This window comes from Streptomyces luteosporeus, assembly GCF_039532865.1.
Lineage (GTDB): Bacteria > Actinomycetota > Actinomycetes > Streptomycetales > Streptomycetaceae > Streptomyces > Streptomyces luteosporeus.
On record NZ_BAAASL010000007.1, the window covers coordinates 256,548 to 272,173 of the forward strand.

Below are 15,626 nucleotides of genomic sequence, written 5' to 3' on the forward strand. Positions count from 1 at the left end.
CGGTCCGGTACGCCATCGCAGAGGGTCCCGCACCCCGCGTGCCGCCGGTAGAGGGAGTACCCCGCGGCGGGCGCCGCCCGCAAGGGGCCGTGCGGGGATCACCGGTGGGCCGCACCGCCCCCGGTGAGGCGGGCGTGCAGGGAGCGGGCGGAGGCGTCGGTGAGGGCGGCGATCTGGTCGACGACGGCGCGCAGCCGGCCGGTGTCGTCGGCGGCGTCGAGGTAGAGGGCGCGGAACTGCGGGTCGAGGCCGTCGGGGGCGCGGGCGACGAGGGCCTCGGCGAGCTCGGCGATGACGATGCGCTGCTCGGCGCGCAGCTTCTCCTGGTCCTCGCGCTGCATGACGTAGCGGTCGGCGACGGCCTTGAGGACGGCGCACTCCAGCTGGGTGCCGGGCGGTACGACGAGTTCGGCGCCGTAGCGGGTGAGGCGGCCGGGGCCGTAGCGGGCGCGGGTGGCGGTCTCGGCGGCGAGGCAGAAGCGGCCGATGAGCTGGCTGGTGGCGTCCTTCAGGCGGGCCTGGGAGGCGGCGGAGCCGTCGTAGGAGTGCGGCCACCATTCCTGGGCGAGGAGCCGGTCGAGGGCCTCGGCGAGCTCGTCGGGCTCGGCGCCGGGGGCGTAGCGGTGGGCGGCGACGGCGAAGACCTCGTCGCGCTCGGGGCCGGAGAGGAGGGCGGCGGGGTCGAGGTGGCGGGCGTGCAGGCCGTCCTCGACGTCGTGGACGGAGTAGGCGACGTCGTCGGACCAGTCCATGACCTGGGCCTCGAAGCTGCGCCGGTGGCCGGGGGCGCCCTGGCGCAGCCATTGGAAGACGGGGACGTCATCGGCGTAGACGCCGAATTTGCGGGAGTCGGGCACCAGGGGGTGGCCGCCGCGCGTCCAGGGGTATTTGGTGGCGGCGTCGAGGGCCGCGCGGGTGAGGTTGAGGCCCACGCTGACCTGGCGTCCGTCCTCGGCGGTCGTGAAGCGCTTGGGTTCGAGGCGGGTGAGCAGGCGCAGGGACTGGGCGTTGCCCTCGAAGCCGCCGCAGCCGGCGGCGACTTCGTCGAGCGCCTGTTCGCCGTTGTGGCCGAAGGGCGGGTGGCCGAGGTCGTGGGCGAGGCAGGCGACCTCGACGAGGTCGGGGTCGCAGCCGAGGGCGGCGCCGAGCTCCCGGCCGACCTGGGCGCACTCCAGGGAGTGGGTGAGGCGGGTGCGGGGGGTGGCGTCCCAGGCGTGGGCGCTGACGCCGGGGGTGACCACCTGGGTCTTGCCGGCGAGGCGGCGCAGGGCCGCGGAGTGCAGCACGCGGGCCCGGTCGCGCTGGAAGGCGGTGCGGCCGGGCCGTTTGTCGGGCTCGGGCGCCCAGCGTCGAAGGTCGTCGGCGGCGTAGCCGGGGATGCCGTTCTCCGTCACGGGGTGTGCTGTGCTGCCGTTCATACCCCGACCGTAGCCGCCGGGTGTGACAGGGGCGATGCGCGCCGGCCGCGGGAACCGCGCGCCGGCCTGTGGCGTTGGTCTTCCTTGATCCTCCTTCGAACGACGGGGAGGCCGGACGGACGGGGCTGGTGGGGTGCGCGGGTGGCGGGCGCGGGTGCGGATGCCGGCGACCGTGCGCGGGCGGCGGCGCGCGGTGCGGGTGCTGGTGGGGGTGTGCGTGGTGGCGCTACTGCCGGTGACGTGGGTGTGGGCGGCGGGTACGCCCCGGGTGCGTACGGCCCGTGACGTGCCGTCGGCGCCGGTGGCCATGGTCTTCGGTGCCGGCCTGTGGGAGGGCCGGCCCTCTCCGTACCTGGCGCACCGGCTGGACGCGGCGGCGGCCCTGTACCGCGCGGGCAAGGTGCGCGTGGTGCTGGTGACGGGGGACAACAGCCGGGACGACTACGACGAGCCCGAGGCGATGCGGGCGTACCTGACGGCGCGCGGGGTGCCGGGCGACCGGATCGTCAGCGATTTCGCCGGTTTCGACACGTGGGACTCGTGCGTGCGGGCGCAGCGCGTCTTCGGCGTGAAACGGGCGGTGCTGGTCAGTCAGGGCTTCCACATACGCCGGGCCCTGGCGCTGTGCGAGGCGGCGGGCATCGAGGCGTACGGGGTGGGGGCGTCCGGTGACGCGCACGACGTGACCTGGTACGCGGGCGGGGCCCGGGAGGTGTTCGCGGCGGGCAAGGCGGCGCTGGACGCGCTGGTGCGGCCCGGCCCGCGCTTCCTGGGGCCGCACGAGCCGGGGGTGGAGCGGGCGCTGGCGGACGCCGGCTGACCCGGGGCGGCCGCCGTCATGCGCGCCGGGGTTCGCGGCCGTTTATGGCGTCGAGGTAGAGGGCGAAGACGTCGTCGCCGTTGAGGGGGCTGTAGGAGACCCTGTCGCTGTCCTCGCCGTCGGGGCCGCCGCCGTTGAGGCCGCCGAGGACGCCGGCGATGTCGCCGGCGCCCTTCCGGTCGTCGAAGCGGGTGAACCAGGGGCTGCCGGAGGTGCCCGAGTAGAAGCCGTCGCAGCGCATCTTCATCTGGTTGTGGCCCTCCAGCCGGCTGGTCAGGGCGGTGCAGCGGACGGCCTGGTCGGCGGGGTCGGCATCCGAGGCGGGGTAGCCGACGACGGTGACGACGTTGGTGAAGCCGGGGGTGCGCACGAGCCGGTTGGCGCCGGTGACGCGTTCGATCGGGCGGCCCCGGTCGTCGGTGGTGACGGTGGCGAAGGCGACGTCGAGGTCGGAGCCGTCGCCGTAGTCGTCGCGCCGGGGGTCGGTGAAGGTGCGGTCGATGGGCCAGATCCCGTACGGCTGCCGGTCGGCGCCGGCGCGGTAGCCGGGGACGAAGGCGGCGTCGTCGCCGAGGCCGCAGTGGCCGGCGGTGATGATGAGGTTGCCCTTGGGGCTGTGCACCACGCTGGCGGTGCAGTGGTGGTCCTTCAGGTCCTGGCCGACGTAGAAGATGACGCCGACCGTGGGGACGCCGGCGAAGTGCCGGGCGCTGCTGGTGATGCGCTGGGCGGCGCGCCGGCGGGCGGCGTCGGTGCCGGAGCCGTCCTCGGAGTCGTCGCCGGCGGCGTCCGACATGCGGCTGGGGCCCCAGAAGCGTCTGGCCTCCTCGCTGGTCCAGTCGCCCTCCCTGGCGTGTCCGCCGGCGCCGCGGGGAACGGCGGCGGCCAGCGCGACGACGTACAGCCCCGCGAGAAGGGCCCGCACCCAGGGGACACGGCACCAACGGGAGAAACGCACGGCCACCCCCACCACGTCAGGAAGGTAGTCGACAGGCTAACCGCCGAAGCTGTGAACTCGGCGGAGCGGACAGCTTTCCGCACCGTCTGTAGTGAGGAATGACCGACGAATCGTCCGATCGGGGGGCCGAGCCGTCGGTCGCCGCCCCCGCGTCACAGGGCCCACTGGTCGTACGCCAGCTTGCACACCAGCGAGACCACGACCACCACCAGCACGCCGCGCACGAAGCCGCTCCCCCGCTTGAGGGCCGTGCGGGCGCCGAGCGCGCCGCCGGCGAGGTTGCACAGGGCCAGCGGGAGGGCCAGCTGCCACAGCACCGCGCCCTTGAGGGCGAAGGTCACCAGGGCGCCGAGGTTGGTGCAGACGTTGACGATCTTCGCGGTGCCGGAGGCGGTCACGAGGTTCAGGTGCAGGATGCCGGCCAGGGCGAGCACGAGGAAGGTGCCGGTGCCGGGGCCGACGAGGCCGTCGTAGAAGCCGATGCCCAGTCCTGCCACGCCGATCGCGGCGAGGATGCGGGTGCGGGCGGGCGGTCCGGGCTCGGCGGCGGTGACGCCGAAGGCGGGGCGCAGCAGGACGAAGGCGAGCACGGCCAGCAGGGCGACCATGATCAGCGGGCGGAGGACGGTGTTGTCGATGCCGCTGGCGAAGAAGGCGCCGGCCAGGGAACCGCCCAGGGCGGCGGCACCGATGCGCAGGGCCAGGCGCACGTCGACGGGTGCCTTGCGGGCGTAGGCGACGGCCGCGGCGGCCGTGCCCCAGACGGCGACGGCCTTGTTGGTGCCGAGGAGGTGGGCGGCGGGGGCGTGCGGCAGTCCGACGAGCAGGGCGGGCAGCTGGAGCAGGCCGCCGCCGCCCACGACGGCGTCGATCCAGCCCGCCGCGGCGGCGGCCAGGCACAGGGCGAGCAGGGTGGGCAGGGATATCTCGGAGATCACCGCGGGATGGTACGCGGGCTCTCGCCTATCGTGGGTCCGCCGGGCGGCCCCGGTCCGTGGAGCCGCCCACCGGCGTGGAACCGGCGTGCAACCGGCGTGGAAACGGCGTGGAATCGACGTGGAGGAGCGCAGGTGCGGAGGAAGGGCTGGAGAGCGAGCGACATCCCCGACCAGAGCGGCCGCACGGCCGTGGTGACGGGCGCCAACAGCGGCATCGGCTTCGTCACCGCCCGCGAGCTGGCGCGGCGCGGGGCCCGGGTGGTGCTGGCGTGCCGGGACGAGACGCGCGGCAGGGCGGCCGAGGAGCTGATGCGCTCCCAGGTGCCGGGCGCCGAGGTGGAGTTGGCCCTGCTGGACCTGGCGGACCTGGCGTCGGTGCGGGCCTTCGCGGCGGATCTGAAGGACGAGCGGATCGACGTGCTCGTCAACAACGCCGGGGTGATGGCGCTGCCGCAGCGGCAGACGGTCGACGGCTTCGAGATGCAGTTCGGCACCAACCACCTGGGGCACTTCGCGCTGACCGGGCTGCTGCTGCCGCGGCTGCGGGCGGCCGGCGCGGGGGCGCGGGTGGTGACGGTCTCCAGCGGGATGCACGTGCTGGGGACGGTCGATCCGCGGGACGTGCAGATGGAGCACCGCTACCGGCGGTGGCTGGCCTACGGCCGTTCCAAGAGCGCCAATCTGCTCTTCGTGCACGAGCTGGCGCGGCGGCTGGCGGCCGCGGGCTCGCCGCTCGTGGCGGTGGCCGCCCATCCGGGCTATGCGGCGACCAACCTGCAGGCGGCGGGGCCGCGCATGGAGCAGCGGGCGGCCCGGGAGCGCCTGGTGGAGCTGCTGAATCGGTTCCTCGCGCAGAGCGCGGAGGCCGGCGCCCTGCCGTCGCTGTACGCCGCCACGGCACCGGACGTGCGCCCCGACGACTTCTTCGGCCCGCGCCTGCAGCTGTGGCGCGGGGCGCCCGTGCGCTCGGTGCGGGCCGGCTGGACGCGGGACGACCGGGCGAGCGCGGGGCTGTGGCGGCTGTCGGAGCGGCTGACCGGGGTGACGTACGACTGGGAGTAGGAGGCGGAGCGCCGGGCGCCTACTCCAGGCCGGCCGAGCGCAGCAGCTGCCGGGCGCCGTCGCCGTCGACCCGTTCGGCCAGTGCGGCGAGGACGGGCGCGCCCTCGCGCAGCAGGCCGCGCCGGCGGGAGCGGCGCGCGCCGGAGTCGAGCAGGTGCCACAGCAGCGGGTTCGCCGCGAGCACGCCGGGGTCGAGCTCGACGCGGCCGCCGGCGGCGTCGCGCAGCACCAGGCGCGGGGCCACCCCGTCGGCGCGGCGCACCTGGACGAGCAGGTCGGTGCGCACGCGCCGCTCCCCGAACAGGCCGCGGGAGGCGAGCCAGTTCGCGCCGGCGCTGATGCGCGCCGGCCGCAGGAGGGCCACCAGCGTCATGCCGATGACGGCCCAGCAGCAGCCGCGCGGCGCGTCGAGGCTGCCGCGGGCGAGGTCGGCCAGGAGGAGCACGCCACCGAGTGCGAGCCCGCAGCACCAGGCGGCCCGTGCCTCGCGGCGCCAGGTGCGGTCCCGGGCCAGTACTTTCGCAGCGGCCGCCACGGGGCCGCCGGCGCCGGCCGGTCCGTACGCGTCGAGGATGCGCACCCGTGCGCGCATGGTCTGTCGCCGTCCCATGGGGCTGACGCTAGGGCGGATCGCTGTACCTGCCATGGAGCGTTGACGGCGTACTGACGTGGTCTTGGCCAATCCTTGCGCTGCACTGACATCGCGCCACAGAAGACATCAAGATCGCATACGGATTCGCGCAGAAAGCATCAAGAACGCGACAAGAGCGGGCGCGGTCCCGGCGGACCGGGCAGACGCTGGGCCTCCGACCAACGGAGGTACGACAAAAGATGTCCATGCTGGCCAATTCGGAGCAGCGCGCCGGGACGGGAGAGGAGCCGCCGGATACCGGCGCCGCGGCCCGCGGGGAGGAGCGGCACCGGCTGACCGCCGTCCAGGGGCTCGCGGCCCTGTCGCTCGACGCCATGGCATCGGTGGCGTACGGGCCCGAGTCGGTGGTGCTGGTGCTGGCGGCGGCCGGGGCGCACGGCCTGGGCTTCACGCTGCCGGTCACCCTCGCCATCGCCGTTCTGCTGGCGGTGCTCGTCGCCTCCTACCGGCAGGTCATCGCCGCGTTCCCGGACGGCGGCGGCTCCTACGCCGTCGCCAAGCGGCACCTGGGCCGGCGCGCCTCCCTGGTCACCGCGGCCTCCCTGGTCCTGGACTACGTCCTGAACGTGGCCGTCTCCGTCACCGCCGGCGTCGCCGCCCTGACCTCGGCCGTGCCCTCCCTGTACGCGCACCGGCTGTGGCTGTGCCTGGGCGTGCTCGTCCTGGTCACCGCGGTCAACCTGCGCGGCATCGTGGAGTCGGCCAAGGCGTTCCTCGTGCCCACCGCCGTCTTCGTCGGCTCGATCCTCGCCCTGATCGTCGTCGGGCTCTTCCGCTCCGCCCCCGTGAGCACCGAGGCCGCCGCCGGTCACGCCTCCGCCCTGGCCGGCGGCGCCACGTCGGTGGGCGCCCTGCTGCTGCTCAAGGCGTTCGCCGCGGGCTGCTCCGCCCTCACCGGCGTCGAGGCCGTCGCCAACGCCGTCCCCGCCTTCCGCGCCCCGGCCGCCCGCCGCGCCCAGCGCACCGAGGTCGCGCTCGGCGCGCTGCTGGGCCTGATGCTCATCGGGTTGTCGGTGCTCATCGGCCGCTTCCACCTGCAGCCGGTCGAGGGCGTCACCGTCCTCGCCCAGCTCGCGGACGCCTCCCTCGGCCACACCTGGGCGTTCTACGTCGTGCAGTTCTCCACCGTCGTCCTGCTCGCCCTGGCGGCGAACACCTCCTTCGGCGGCCTTCCCGTGCTGATGAGCCTGCTGGCACGCGACAACTACCTGCCGCACGTCTTCGCCCTCAAGGCCGACCGCCAGGTCCACCGGCACGGCGTGCTGGCGCTCGGCGTGGTCTCCGCCCTGCTGCTGGTCTTCTCCGGCGGCGACGTCAACACCCTGGTGCCGCTGTTCGCCATCGGTGTGTTCGTCGGCTTCACCCTCTGCCAGGTCGGGATGGTGCGCCACTGGCGGCGCGAGCACGCCCCCGGATGGCGCCGCAAGGCGTTCCTGAGCGGTTTCGGCGCGCTGCTGACGGGCGTGGCCACCGTCGTGGTGACGGCCACGAAGTTCACCGAGGGCGCCTGGCTGATCGCCTTGGCCCTGCCCCTGCTGGTGCTCGCCTTCGAGACCGTCCACCGGGCGTACGCGCGCATCAGCGAGCGGCTGGAGCTGGGCCGGGTGCCGGAGCCGCCGCGCCGCTGCCACTCGCTGGTCGTCGTCCCCGTCTCCTCGCTCTCCCGCCTGACCAGCAAGGCCCTGACCGCCGCCGTCTCCCTGGGCGACGAGGCCGTGGCCGTCACCGTCGTCCACCCCGACGCCGAGGGCCGCAGGTCCGCCGAGTCGCTGCGCCGCGACTGGGAGCTGTGGAACCCCGGCGTCGAGCTGGTGGAGCTGCCCGCCCCCTCCCGCTCGCTGGGCCGCCCGGTCGTCGACTACGTGCGCGACCTGACCGCCCGCCGCCCCGACAACCGCATCACCGTGCTCATCCCCGAGGTCGAGCCCGCCCGCCTGTGGCAGCGGCTGCTGCAGAACCAGCGCGGCGCCGTGCTGGCGCACGCCGTGCGCCGCGACACCGACGCCGTGATCTGCCGGCTGCGCTTTCGCATCGGCCCGGCGCGCAGCGCCGAGGAATTGGCCGACATGCGACGCTGACACCTCTGTTCGACATCGCCCCTCATCGCTGATCGTTGACCTTACGACGGAAGCGCGAGGGGAGAGCCCGGATGCCGATCAGTCGCAGAACCCTCCTGGCCGGCGGAGCCGGCTTGGGGCTGGCCACGCTGCCCGGGTGCGGCACCAACACCGGGCGCGGTGGCGGAGGTTCGGGGCCGCGCCTGGCGCAGTGGTACCACCAGTACGGCGAGCCGGGCACCCGGCAGGCCGTCGAGCGGTACGCCGCCGCGTACAAGGTGGCCGACGTCGGCGTGGAATGGCGGCCGGGCAACTACGACCAGCAGACGGCCGCCGCCCTGCTCACCGACTCCGGTCCGGACGTCTTCGAGGTCGCCGGCCCCACGATCGACCAGATCCAGGGCGGTCAGGTGGCCGACCTGACCGCCCTGCTGGGCGACGCCAAGGACGACTTCGCCCCCGCGCTGCTGGCGCCCCGCACGTACCGGGGGCGCGTGTGGGGCATCCCCCAGCTGGTGGACACCCAGGTGCTCTACTACCGCCGCAGTCTGCTCCAGGCGGCCGGAGTGCGGCCTCCGCAGTCGCTGGACGAGCTCGTCGACGCCGCCCGCCGGCTGACCCGCAAGGACGTCAAGGGGCTCTTCCTGGGCAACGCCGGCGGCGCCGGCGCCCTGGGCGGCACACCGCTGTACGCGGCCGGCCTGTCGCTGGTCACCCCCGACGGCCGGGTCGGCTTCGACGACCCGGCCGCGGCGCGCACCCTCGGCAAGCTCCACCGGCTGCACACCGACGGCTCGCTGCTGCTGGGCGCGCCCACCGACTGGTTCAACCCCGCCGCCTTCACCCAGGGCCTGGCCGCGATGCAGTGGTGCGGGCTGTGGGCGCTGCCGCAGGTCAGGAAGGCGCTCGGCGACGACTTCGGGGTGCTGCCCTTCCCGCCGGACGGCCCGGCCGGGCGCCCCGCCGTCCCCGTGGGGGCGTGGGCGGCCGCCGTCAGCAGCCGCAGCGCCCACCGGGAGGCCGCCGAGGCGTACGTGAAGTGGCTGTGGGTGGAACGCACCGACTTCCAGCTCGACTTCGCCCAGTCCTACGGGCTGCACGTCCCCGCCCGCACCTCCCTGGCCGCCCGCGCCGACCGGCTGACGTCGGGGGCTGCCGCCGACATCGTGCGCTTCACCAAGGACCACGGCTGGGCGGTGCCCCTTTTGTGGACGGCGGCCAGCCAAACCGCCTATCTGGATGCGCTCAGCCGCATCATCCGCGAGGGCGCCGACCCCGCCGGCGAGCTCAAGGCGGTGGCCCGCAAGGCCGGCGCCGAACTGCGGCGCGTACGGAACCACGGCTGATGCCCGCCTCCGAAGGCGCCCCGGCCGCCCGGCAGCGGCACCGCACCCTGTGGTTCTGGATCTTCGTGGGCCCCTTCGCCGCGGGGCTCGCCCTCTTCACGTACGTACCGCTCGCCTGGAGCGTGTACCTGAGCTTCTTCGACGCCCACAACACCGTCTCCCCCAGCGACTTCGTGGGGCTGGCCAACTACGCCGAGCTGCTGGGCGACGCCTCCTTCCGCTCCTCGCTGGTGACCTTCGCCGTCTTCACCGTCTTCGTCGTACCGGCCACCTTCGCGCTGTCGCTCGCCCTGGCCCTGGCCGTGGGCCGGCTGCGCGTGGCCCGGGCGTTCTTCCGGTCGGTCTTCTTCCTGCCCACCGCCTGCAGCTACGTCGTCGCCGCCACGGTGTGGAAGCTGTCGCTGTTCAACGGGGTGCGCTTCGGGCTGGCCAACACCGTCCTGGGCTGGTTCGGCGCCGAGCCGGTGGCCTGGCTGGCGGAGGCCGACCCGCCCTGGTACTGGCTGGTGATCGTCAGTGTGCGGCTGTGGCTGCAGACCGGCTTCTACATGGTGCTCTTCCTGGCCGGCCTGCAGCGCATCCCGCCCCGGCTGTACGAGGCGGCCGCCCTGGACGGCGCCCGGCCGGGCTGGCAGACCTTCCGCCACATCACCTTCCCGGCCCTGCGCAGCACCTCGGTGGCCGTCGTCCTGCTGCTGGTCGTGAACGCCTTCCAGGCGTTCGACGAGTTCTACAACCTGCTGTCCGACCAGCGCGGCTACCCGCCCTACGCCAGACCGCCGCTGGTCCACCTGTACTACATCGCCCTCGGCCAGGGGCAGGACCTGGGCCTGGGCAGCGCCGGGGCGGTGCTGCTGGCGCTCGTCATCGCGGTGGCGACGATCCTGCAGGCCCGCTGGTCCGGGCTCGGCCGCAGAGAGGACTGAGGACGCGACGTGGACGACGCACTCGTACGTGCCGGACGGGCCCTGCGCATGGTGCTGCTGTGCGCCCTGGCCGTGCTGTTCCTGATCCCCTTCTACCTCCTGGTGCGCGGCGGCCTGGCGAGCGAGGAGGAGATCACGGCGCCCGGCTGGACCTTCTTCCCGCACAGCCCGCACTTCTCCAACGTCCGGGAGCTGTTCACCGATCCGGACGTGCCGATGGCCCGGGCCCTGCTGAACTCCTCGCTCATCGCCGTGGCCACCACCCTCGGCACGCTGCTGCTGGCCTCCCTCGCCGGCTACGGGCTGGCCCGCATCCCCTACCGGCACGCCGACGCCGTCTTCTACGCCATCCTGGGCACCCTGCTGGTGCCGGCCGCGGTCACCTTCGTCCCGTCGTTCGTGCTGGTCTCCTCGCTCGGGTGGATCTCGACGCTGCGCGGCCTGATCGTGCCCACCCTCTTCAGCGCCTTCGCCTGCTTCGTCTTCCGCCAGTACTTCCTGGGCTTCCCCCGGGAGTTGGAGGACGCGGCCCAGGTGGACGGGCTCGGCCACTGGCGCACGTACTGGCGCGTGGTGGTGCCCAACTCGCGTCCGGTTTTCGCCGCCGTGGGCACGATCGTCTTCATCGGCGCATGGAACGCCTTCCTGTGGCCGCTGGTGATCGGCCAGGGCCGCGACTCCTGGACGGTGCAGGTGGCGCTGTCGACGTTCACCACGGCCCAGACCGTCCAGATCCACGAACTGTTCGTCGCGGCCGCCGTCTCGATCCTCCCGCTGCTGCTGGTCTTCCTGCTGCTGCAGCGCTACATCGTTGCGGGGGTGGAGCGTTCGGGGATCGACGACTGACGGCCCGGGCCCGGCCGCGGCTGGGGGTCCGGGGGTCATCCCCCGGGAGATTGCAGCATCGTCGCCGGGGTCGAGCGTTCGGGGATCGACGACTGAACGCGGGGCCGGTTCTGGGGACCGCGGTGGCCGTGGGCGTGGCCGCCGCGCAGCAGGGCCGCGCCCAGGGGCGTGAGGGTGTGCATCACCGCGCTGCCGTTGCGCAGGGTCAGTACCAGGCCCGCCTCCCGCAGCACGCCGGCGTGCTGGCTCGCCGAGGCCGCCGACACCCCGACCCTGCGGGCCAGTTCGCTGGTGGTGCAGCCGCCGCCGATGGAGCCCAGCACCGCCGAGCGGGTGTGGCCGACGAGCTTGCCGAGCGACTTGGGCGCGGCGGGCACCACCGGCGCCGTCTCCGACATGGTGCGCGCCGGGTAGACCAGCACGGGGGTCAGCTCCGGGTTCTGCAGCGCCACGGGGGTGCGGCGGCAGAAGAAGGAGGGCAGGAGCAGCAGCCCGCGGCCGCCCAGGTGCAGGTCGCGGTCGACGGGGTAGTCGACCTCCAGCACGGGCGCGTTCCAGCGCATCGTCGGCGGCAGCGAGGACAGCAGCGCGTCCGCGCCGCCGTCGAGCAGGGCCCGGCCGCGCACGGCCCGGTCGGCCTCGATCTGGGCCTGGATGTGCGACCAGTAGGGCGCGATGGCCGCGTCGTGGTACGCGTGCAGCGCGGCGATCAGCTTGCCGAAGGCGCGGGTGTCGCCGTCGGCGAGCGATCGTATCCAAGCCGGCAGGGTCCGCACGGTGGACAACCGGGACAACTCGTCGTGCACCCGCTCGGCCGGGGTGGCCCGCAGCGCCTGTATGCCGGAGTCGAGTCCCGCTAACCCTTCCGGTGGCGTCAGGAAGTCGGGGAAATATCCGCGGGGAGGTACCAGCGGCGCCAGTAGCCGAGTTTCACCATTCAACCGAGCCCGGGTTTCCGACCGCCAATCACCGAAGATCGACTCGCCTTGTTTGTCCCGGAGCCGGTGCAGGCTCAATACGGTTTCCCAGAGCACGTCCGGGTCGCCGGCCAGGCGCAACCGGGCCAGATCGAGTCCAGTGAAATGGACACGCAGCACCAAACCCCCACATGAGACATCCGCGGCCACCCCCCGCTCACTGAGTATGCACACCGATACGAGGTGTTACCACGCCCTTTTGGCCACAGTTGAAAGGACTCGCGGCGAACATCGCACAAGCGAAATGCTATTCACGCACTCAGGGCCGCACCGCTCGTTCCCGTGGGGGGTGGCGAGCGAATAAGCGGACGCTGAGTACGCGAGTTGCCGCCCGAGCCGATGCGGGCGGCAACAACTCCCGGTGGGGGAGTAAAGAGGGGCGGCGCTCCCGCACGGGCGCCGCCCCTTCGCCATGCCCCGGCGCATGGCCCGCCCGTTACGGGCGGGTTACGCCCGGTCCGGTCGGGCATCTGGCAAGGACATGCACAGGAGGGGCAGCCCCCCGCACGGGCGCTGCCCCTCCTGTCGTACCGGAGCCGTCAGGGTCTGAGGGTCGAGGTCATCCCATACCGGCTCCGGAGCCTTGGTGCGGCTCAGCGGCTGTCGCTGCCGCCCGCCGTACCGTTCAGGGCCGCCGCCCGGCCCGCCTCCAGGCGGGCCACCGGGATCCGGAAGGGCGAGCAGGAGACGTAGTCCAGCCCCACCTCGTGGAAGAAGTGGACCGAGTCCGGGTCCCCGCCGTGCTCACCGCACACGCCCAGCTTCAGGTCGGGCCGCGTGGCCCGGCCGGCCTCGACGGCCGCCCGCACCAGCGAGCCGACGCCGTCGCGGTCGATGGTCTCGAAGGGGCTGACGCCGAAGATGCCCTTCTCCAGGTACGCCGTGAAGAAGCTGGCCTCCACGTCGTCGCGGGAGAAGCCCCACACCGTCTGGGTCAGGTCGTTGGTGCCGAAGGAGAAGAACTCGGCGGCCTCGGCGATCTGACCGGCCGTCAGCGCGGCGCGCGGCAGCTCGATCATCGTGCCGAGCGGCAGCTTCAGGTCCGCGCCGCTGGCGGCCTCGACCTCGGCGATGACGCGCTCGGCCTCCTCGCGCACGATCTCCAGCTCCTGGACGGTGCCCACCAGCGGAATCATGATCTCGGCACGCGGGTCCCCCTTGGCCGCCACCCGCTCGGCCGCGGCCTCGGCGATGGCCCGCACCTGCATGGCGAACAGGCCGGGGATGACCAGGCCCAGGCGCACACCGCGCAGGCCGAGCATCGGGTTCTGCTCGTGCAGCTTGTGCACGGCCTGCAGCAGGCGCAGCTCGTTCTCGTGCGGCTCCTGCCGCGCCTCGGCGAGGGCCACGCGCACGGACAGGTCGGTGATGTCCGGCAGGAACTCGTGCAGCGGCGGGTCGAGCAGCCGGACGGTGACCGGCAGCCCGTCCATCGCCTCGAACAGCTCGACGAAGTCGGCCTTCTGCAGCGGCAGCAGGGCACTGAGTGCCTCGTCGCGCTCGGCGTCGGTGTCGGCGAGGATGAGTCGTTCCACAAGTTCACGGCGCTCGCCGAGGAACATGTGCTCGGTGCGGCACAGGCCGATGCCCTGGGCGCCGAACCGCCGGGCGCGCGCGGCGTCCTCGGCGTTGTCGGCGTTCGCCCGCACCCGCAGGCGGCGCATCCGGTCGGCGTACGCCATCATCCGGTGCACGGCCTGCACCAGCTCGTCGGCGTCGTCGGCACCGGCGTGCATGCGGCCCTCGAAGTACTCCACGACCGGCGACGGCACGACCGGCACCTCGCCGAGGTAGACCTTGCCGCTGGAGCCGTCGATGGAGACGACGTCGCCCTCCTGGACGACCACGCCGCCCGGCGCGGTCATCCGGCGCTGCTTGGTGTCGACCTCCAGCTCCTCGGCGCCGCAGACGCAGGTCTTGCCCATGCCGCGGGCCACGACGGCCGCGTGCGAGGTCTTGCCGCCGCGGGAGGTCAGGATGCCCTCGGAGGCGATCATGCCGTCGAGGTCGTCGGGGTTGGTCTCGCGGCGGATGAGGATGACCTTCTCGCCCGAGCGCGACCACTTCACGGCGGTGTAGGAGTCGAAGACGGCCCGGCCGACCGCGGCGCCCGGCGAGGCGGCGATGCCCCGGCCCAGCAGCTCGGTCTTCGCCTTCTCGTCGAAGCGCGGGAACATCAGCTGCGCCAGCTGGGCGCCGGTCACCCGCTGCAGCGCCTCGGCCTCGTCGATCAGGCCCTGGTCCACCAGCTGGGTGGCGATGCGGAAGGCGGCGCCGGCGGTGCGCTTGCCGACGCGGGTCTGCAGCATCCACAGCTTGCCGCGCTCGATGGTGAACTCGATGTCGCACAGGTCCTTGTAGTGCGTCTCGAGGGTCTCCATGATCTGCATCAGCTGGTCGTAGGAGGCCTTGTCGATGCGCTCCAGCTCGGCCAGCGGCATGGTGTTGCGGATGCCGGCGACGACGTCCTCGCCCTGGGCGTTCTGCAGGTAGTCGCCGTAGACGCCCTGGTGGCCGCTGGCGGGGTCGCGGGTGAAGGCGACGCCGGTGCCGGAGTCGGGGCCGAGGTTGCCGAAGACCATGGAGCAGATGTTGACGGCCGTGCCCAGGTCGCCGGGGATGCGCTCCTGGCGGCGGTAGAGCTTGGCGCGGTCGCCGTTCCAGGACTCGAAGACCGCCCTTATGGCGAGGTCCATCTGCTCGCGCGGGTCCTGCGGGAAGTCGCGGCCGGTCTCCTTGGCGACGATGCCCTTGAACTGCTCGACCAGGCCCTTGAGGTCCTGCGCGCCCAGCTCGACGTCGGTGGCCACGCCCTTGGCCCGCTTGGCCTCCTCCAGCGCCTCCTCGAAGAGGTCGCCGTCGACGCCGAGGACGGTCTTGCCGAACATCTGGATGAGGCGGCGGTAGGAGTCCCACGCGAAGCGCTCGTCGCCGGCCTGGGCGGCGAGGCCGGTCACGGACGCGTCGGACAGGCCGATGTTCAGGACGGTGTCCATCATGCCGGGCATGGAGAACTTGGCGCCGGAACGCACCGAGACGAGCAGCGGGTTGTCGGGCTGGCCCAGCTTCTTGCCCATGCGCTCTTCCAGGGCCGTCAGGTGGGCGCTGACCTCGTCGCGCATCGACGGCGGCTCCTGGCCCCCGTCGAGGTAGACCTTGCAGGCCTCGGTGGTGATGGTGAAGCCGGGCGGCACGGGCAGACCCAGGTTCGTCATCTCGGCGAGGTTGGCCCCCTTACCGCCGAGGAGGTCCTTGAGGTCCTTGTTGCCCTCGGTGAAGTCGTAGACGAACTTCTGGCGATCTTCGGTTACCGGCACGGGAATCGACTCCTCACTCGGGGCCTCCCGGGGACGCTGGGGGGAGGGCTGCCCTGACGGCGGGGAGCGTACCCAGATCGAAGGCGTCTAGGGAGGTCTACTCCGCCAACCTGGGGGCGCAACCACCCGTCAGCCAGCAGATCGAAAGTCTTCCGCTCATCTGAGGTTTCAACCCGCTTCCTTCAACTTCCGAAGAGAAGATGACCGAAAACAATCGCTCCATCACAGCGAGTCGAGAAAATCCACTGTTCGGCGGCGCATGACGTCGACTCTTGAAGGGAAAAGGGGTGGCACGCAGTGCCACCCCTA

The 15,626-nt window shown here is 73.1% G+C and carries 12 protein-coding genes; 6 read left to right on the top strand and 6 right to left on the bottom strand.

Annotated features, from left to right (window positions below; all coding sequences use genetic code 11):
• Positions 1–98 precede the first annotated feature (98 nt).
• The gene (locus ABD361_RS11465; RefSeq protein ID WP_344434874.1) at positions 99–1,418 is read right to left on the bottom strand and encodes a deoxyguanosinetriphosphate triphosphohydrolase; all 1,320 of its coding nucleotides are present in this window, start codon (positions 1,416–1,418) and stop codon (positions 99–101) included.
• A 160-nt stretch (positions 1,419–1,578) separates the two neighbouring features.
• Here ABD361_RS11465 and ABD361_RS11470 point away from each other — a divergent pair, with 160 nt between their 5' ends.
• On the top strand, positions 1,579–2,238 hold the full coding sequence (locus tag ABD361_RS11470) for a SanA/YdcF family protein (protein WP_344434876.1): 660 nt from the start codon (positions 1,579–1,581) through the stop codon (positions 2,236–2,238).
• 16 nt (positions 2,239–2,254) lie between these two features.
• Here ABD361_RS11470 and ABD361_RS11475 read toward each other — a convergent pair whose 3' ends face one another.
• Both ABD361_RS11475 and ABD361_RS11480 read right to left on the bottom strand, forming a co-directional pair.
• The gene (locus ABD361_RS11475; RefSeq protein WP_344434877.1) at positions 2,255–3,196 is read right to left on the bottom strand and encodes a trypsin-like serine peptidase; all 942 of its coding nucleotides are present in this window, start codon (positions 3,194–3,196) and stop codon (positions 2,255–2,257) included.
• 152 nt (positions 3,197–3,348) lie between these two features.
• On the bottom strand, positions 3,349–4,134 hold the full coding sequence (locus ABD361_RS11480) for a sulfite exporter TauE/SafE family protein (RefSeq protein WP_344434878.1): 786 nt from the start codon (positions 4,132–4,134) through the stop codon (positions 3,349–3,351).
• A gap of 132 nt (positions 4,135–4,266) precedes the next feature.
• Between ABD361_RS11480 and ABD361_RS11485 the strand changes: the two genes are divergently transcribed.
• Positions 4,267–5,196: an oxidoreductase gene (locus ABD361_RS11485; RefSeq protein WP_344434879.1), complete on the top strand. Its 930-nt coding sequence runs from the start codon at positions 4,267–4,269 to the stop codon at positions 5,194–5,196.
• Between the two features lie 19 nt (positions 5,197–5,215).
• On the opposite strand, the gene ABD361_RS11490 is transcribed toward ABD361_RS11485, so the two are convergent.
• Positions 5,216–5,806 carry a hypothetical protein gene (locus ABD361_RS11490; protein WP_344434880.1) on the bottom strand — a complete coding sequence of 197 codons (591 nt, stop codon included), beginning with the start codon at positions 5,804–5,806 and terminating at the stop codon, positions 5,216–5,218.
• A 227-nt stretch (positions 5,807–6,033) separates the two neighbouring features.
• Here ABD361_RS11490 and ABD361_RS11495 point away from each other — a divergent pair, with 227 nt between their 5' ends.
• The 4 genes from ABD361_RS11495 to ABD361_RS11510 all read left to right on the top strand — a co-directional run bounded on the left by ABD361_RS11495 (position 6,034) and on the right by ABD361_RS11510 (position 11,023).
• The gene (locus tag ABD361_RS11495; RefSeq protein ID WP_425583197.1) at positions 6,034–7,926 is read left to right on the top strand and encodes an APC family permease; all 1,893 of its coding nucleotides are present in this window, start codon (positions 6,034–6,036) and stop codon (positions 7,924–7,926) included.
• A 71-nt stretch (positions 7,927–7,997) separates the two neighbouring features.
• Positions 7,998–9,251: an ABC transporter substrate-binding protein gene (locus tag ABD361_RS11500; RefSeq protein WP_344434882.1), complete on the top strand. Its 1,254-nt coding sequence runs from the start codon at positions 7,998–8,000 to the stop codon at positions 9,249–9,251.
• Positions 9,251–10,177: a carbohydrate ABC transporter permease gene (locus tag ABD361_RS11505; RefSeq protein WP_344434883.1), complete on the top strand. Its 927-nt coding sequence runs from the start codon at positions 9,251–9,253 to the stop codon at positions 10,175–10,177. Before ABD361_RS11500 ends, ABD361_RS11505 begins: the two co-directional genes overlap by 1 nt.
• Before the next feature lie 9 nt (positions 10,178–10,186).
• Positions 10,187–11,023, top strand: a complete 837-nt coding sequence (locus ABD361_RS11510; protein ID WP_344434884.1) for a carbohydrate ABC transporter permease — start codon at positions 10,187–10,189, stop codon at positions 11,021–11,023.
• Positions 11,024–11,058: 35 nt separating this feature from the next.
• Here the strand turns inward: ABD361_RS11510 and ABD361_RS11515 are convergent, their stop codons facing one another.
• Both ABD361_RS11515 and ppdK read right to left on the bottom strand, forming a co-directional pair.
• Positions 11,059–12,120 carry an ArsR/SmtB family transcription factor gene (locus tag ABD361_RS11515; protein WP_344434886.1) on the bottom strand — a complete coding sequence of 354 codons (1,062 nt, stop codon included), beginning with the start codon at positions 12,118–12,120 and terminating at the stop codon, positions 11,059–11,061.
• Between the two features lie 473 nt (positions 12,121–12,593).
• Positions 12,594–15,317 (bottom strand): pyruvate, phosphate dikinase, encoded by a 2,724-nt coding sequence (ppdK, locus tag ABD361_RS11520; RefSeq protein ID WP_344434887.1) that lies wholly within the window; start codon positions 15,315–15,317, stop codon positions 12,594–12,596.
• Positions 15,318–15,626: the final 309 nt, after the last annotated feature.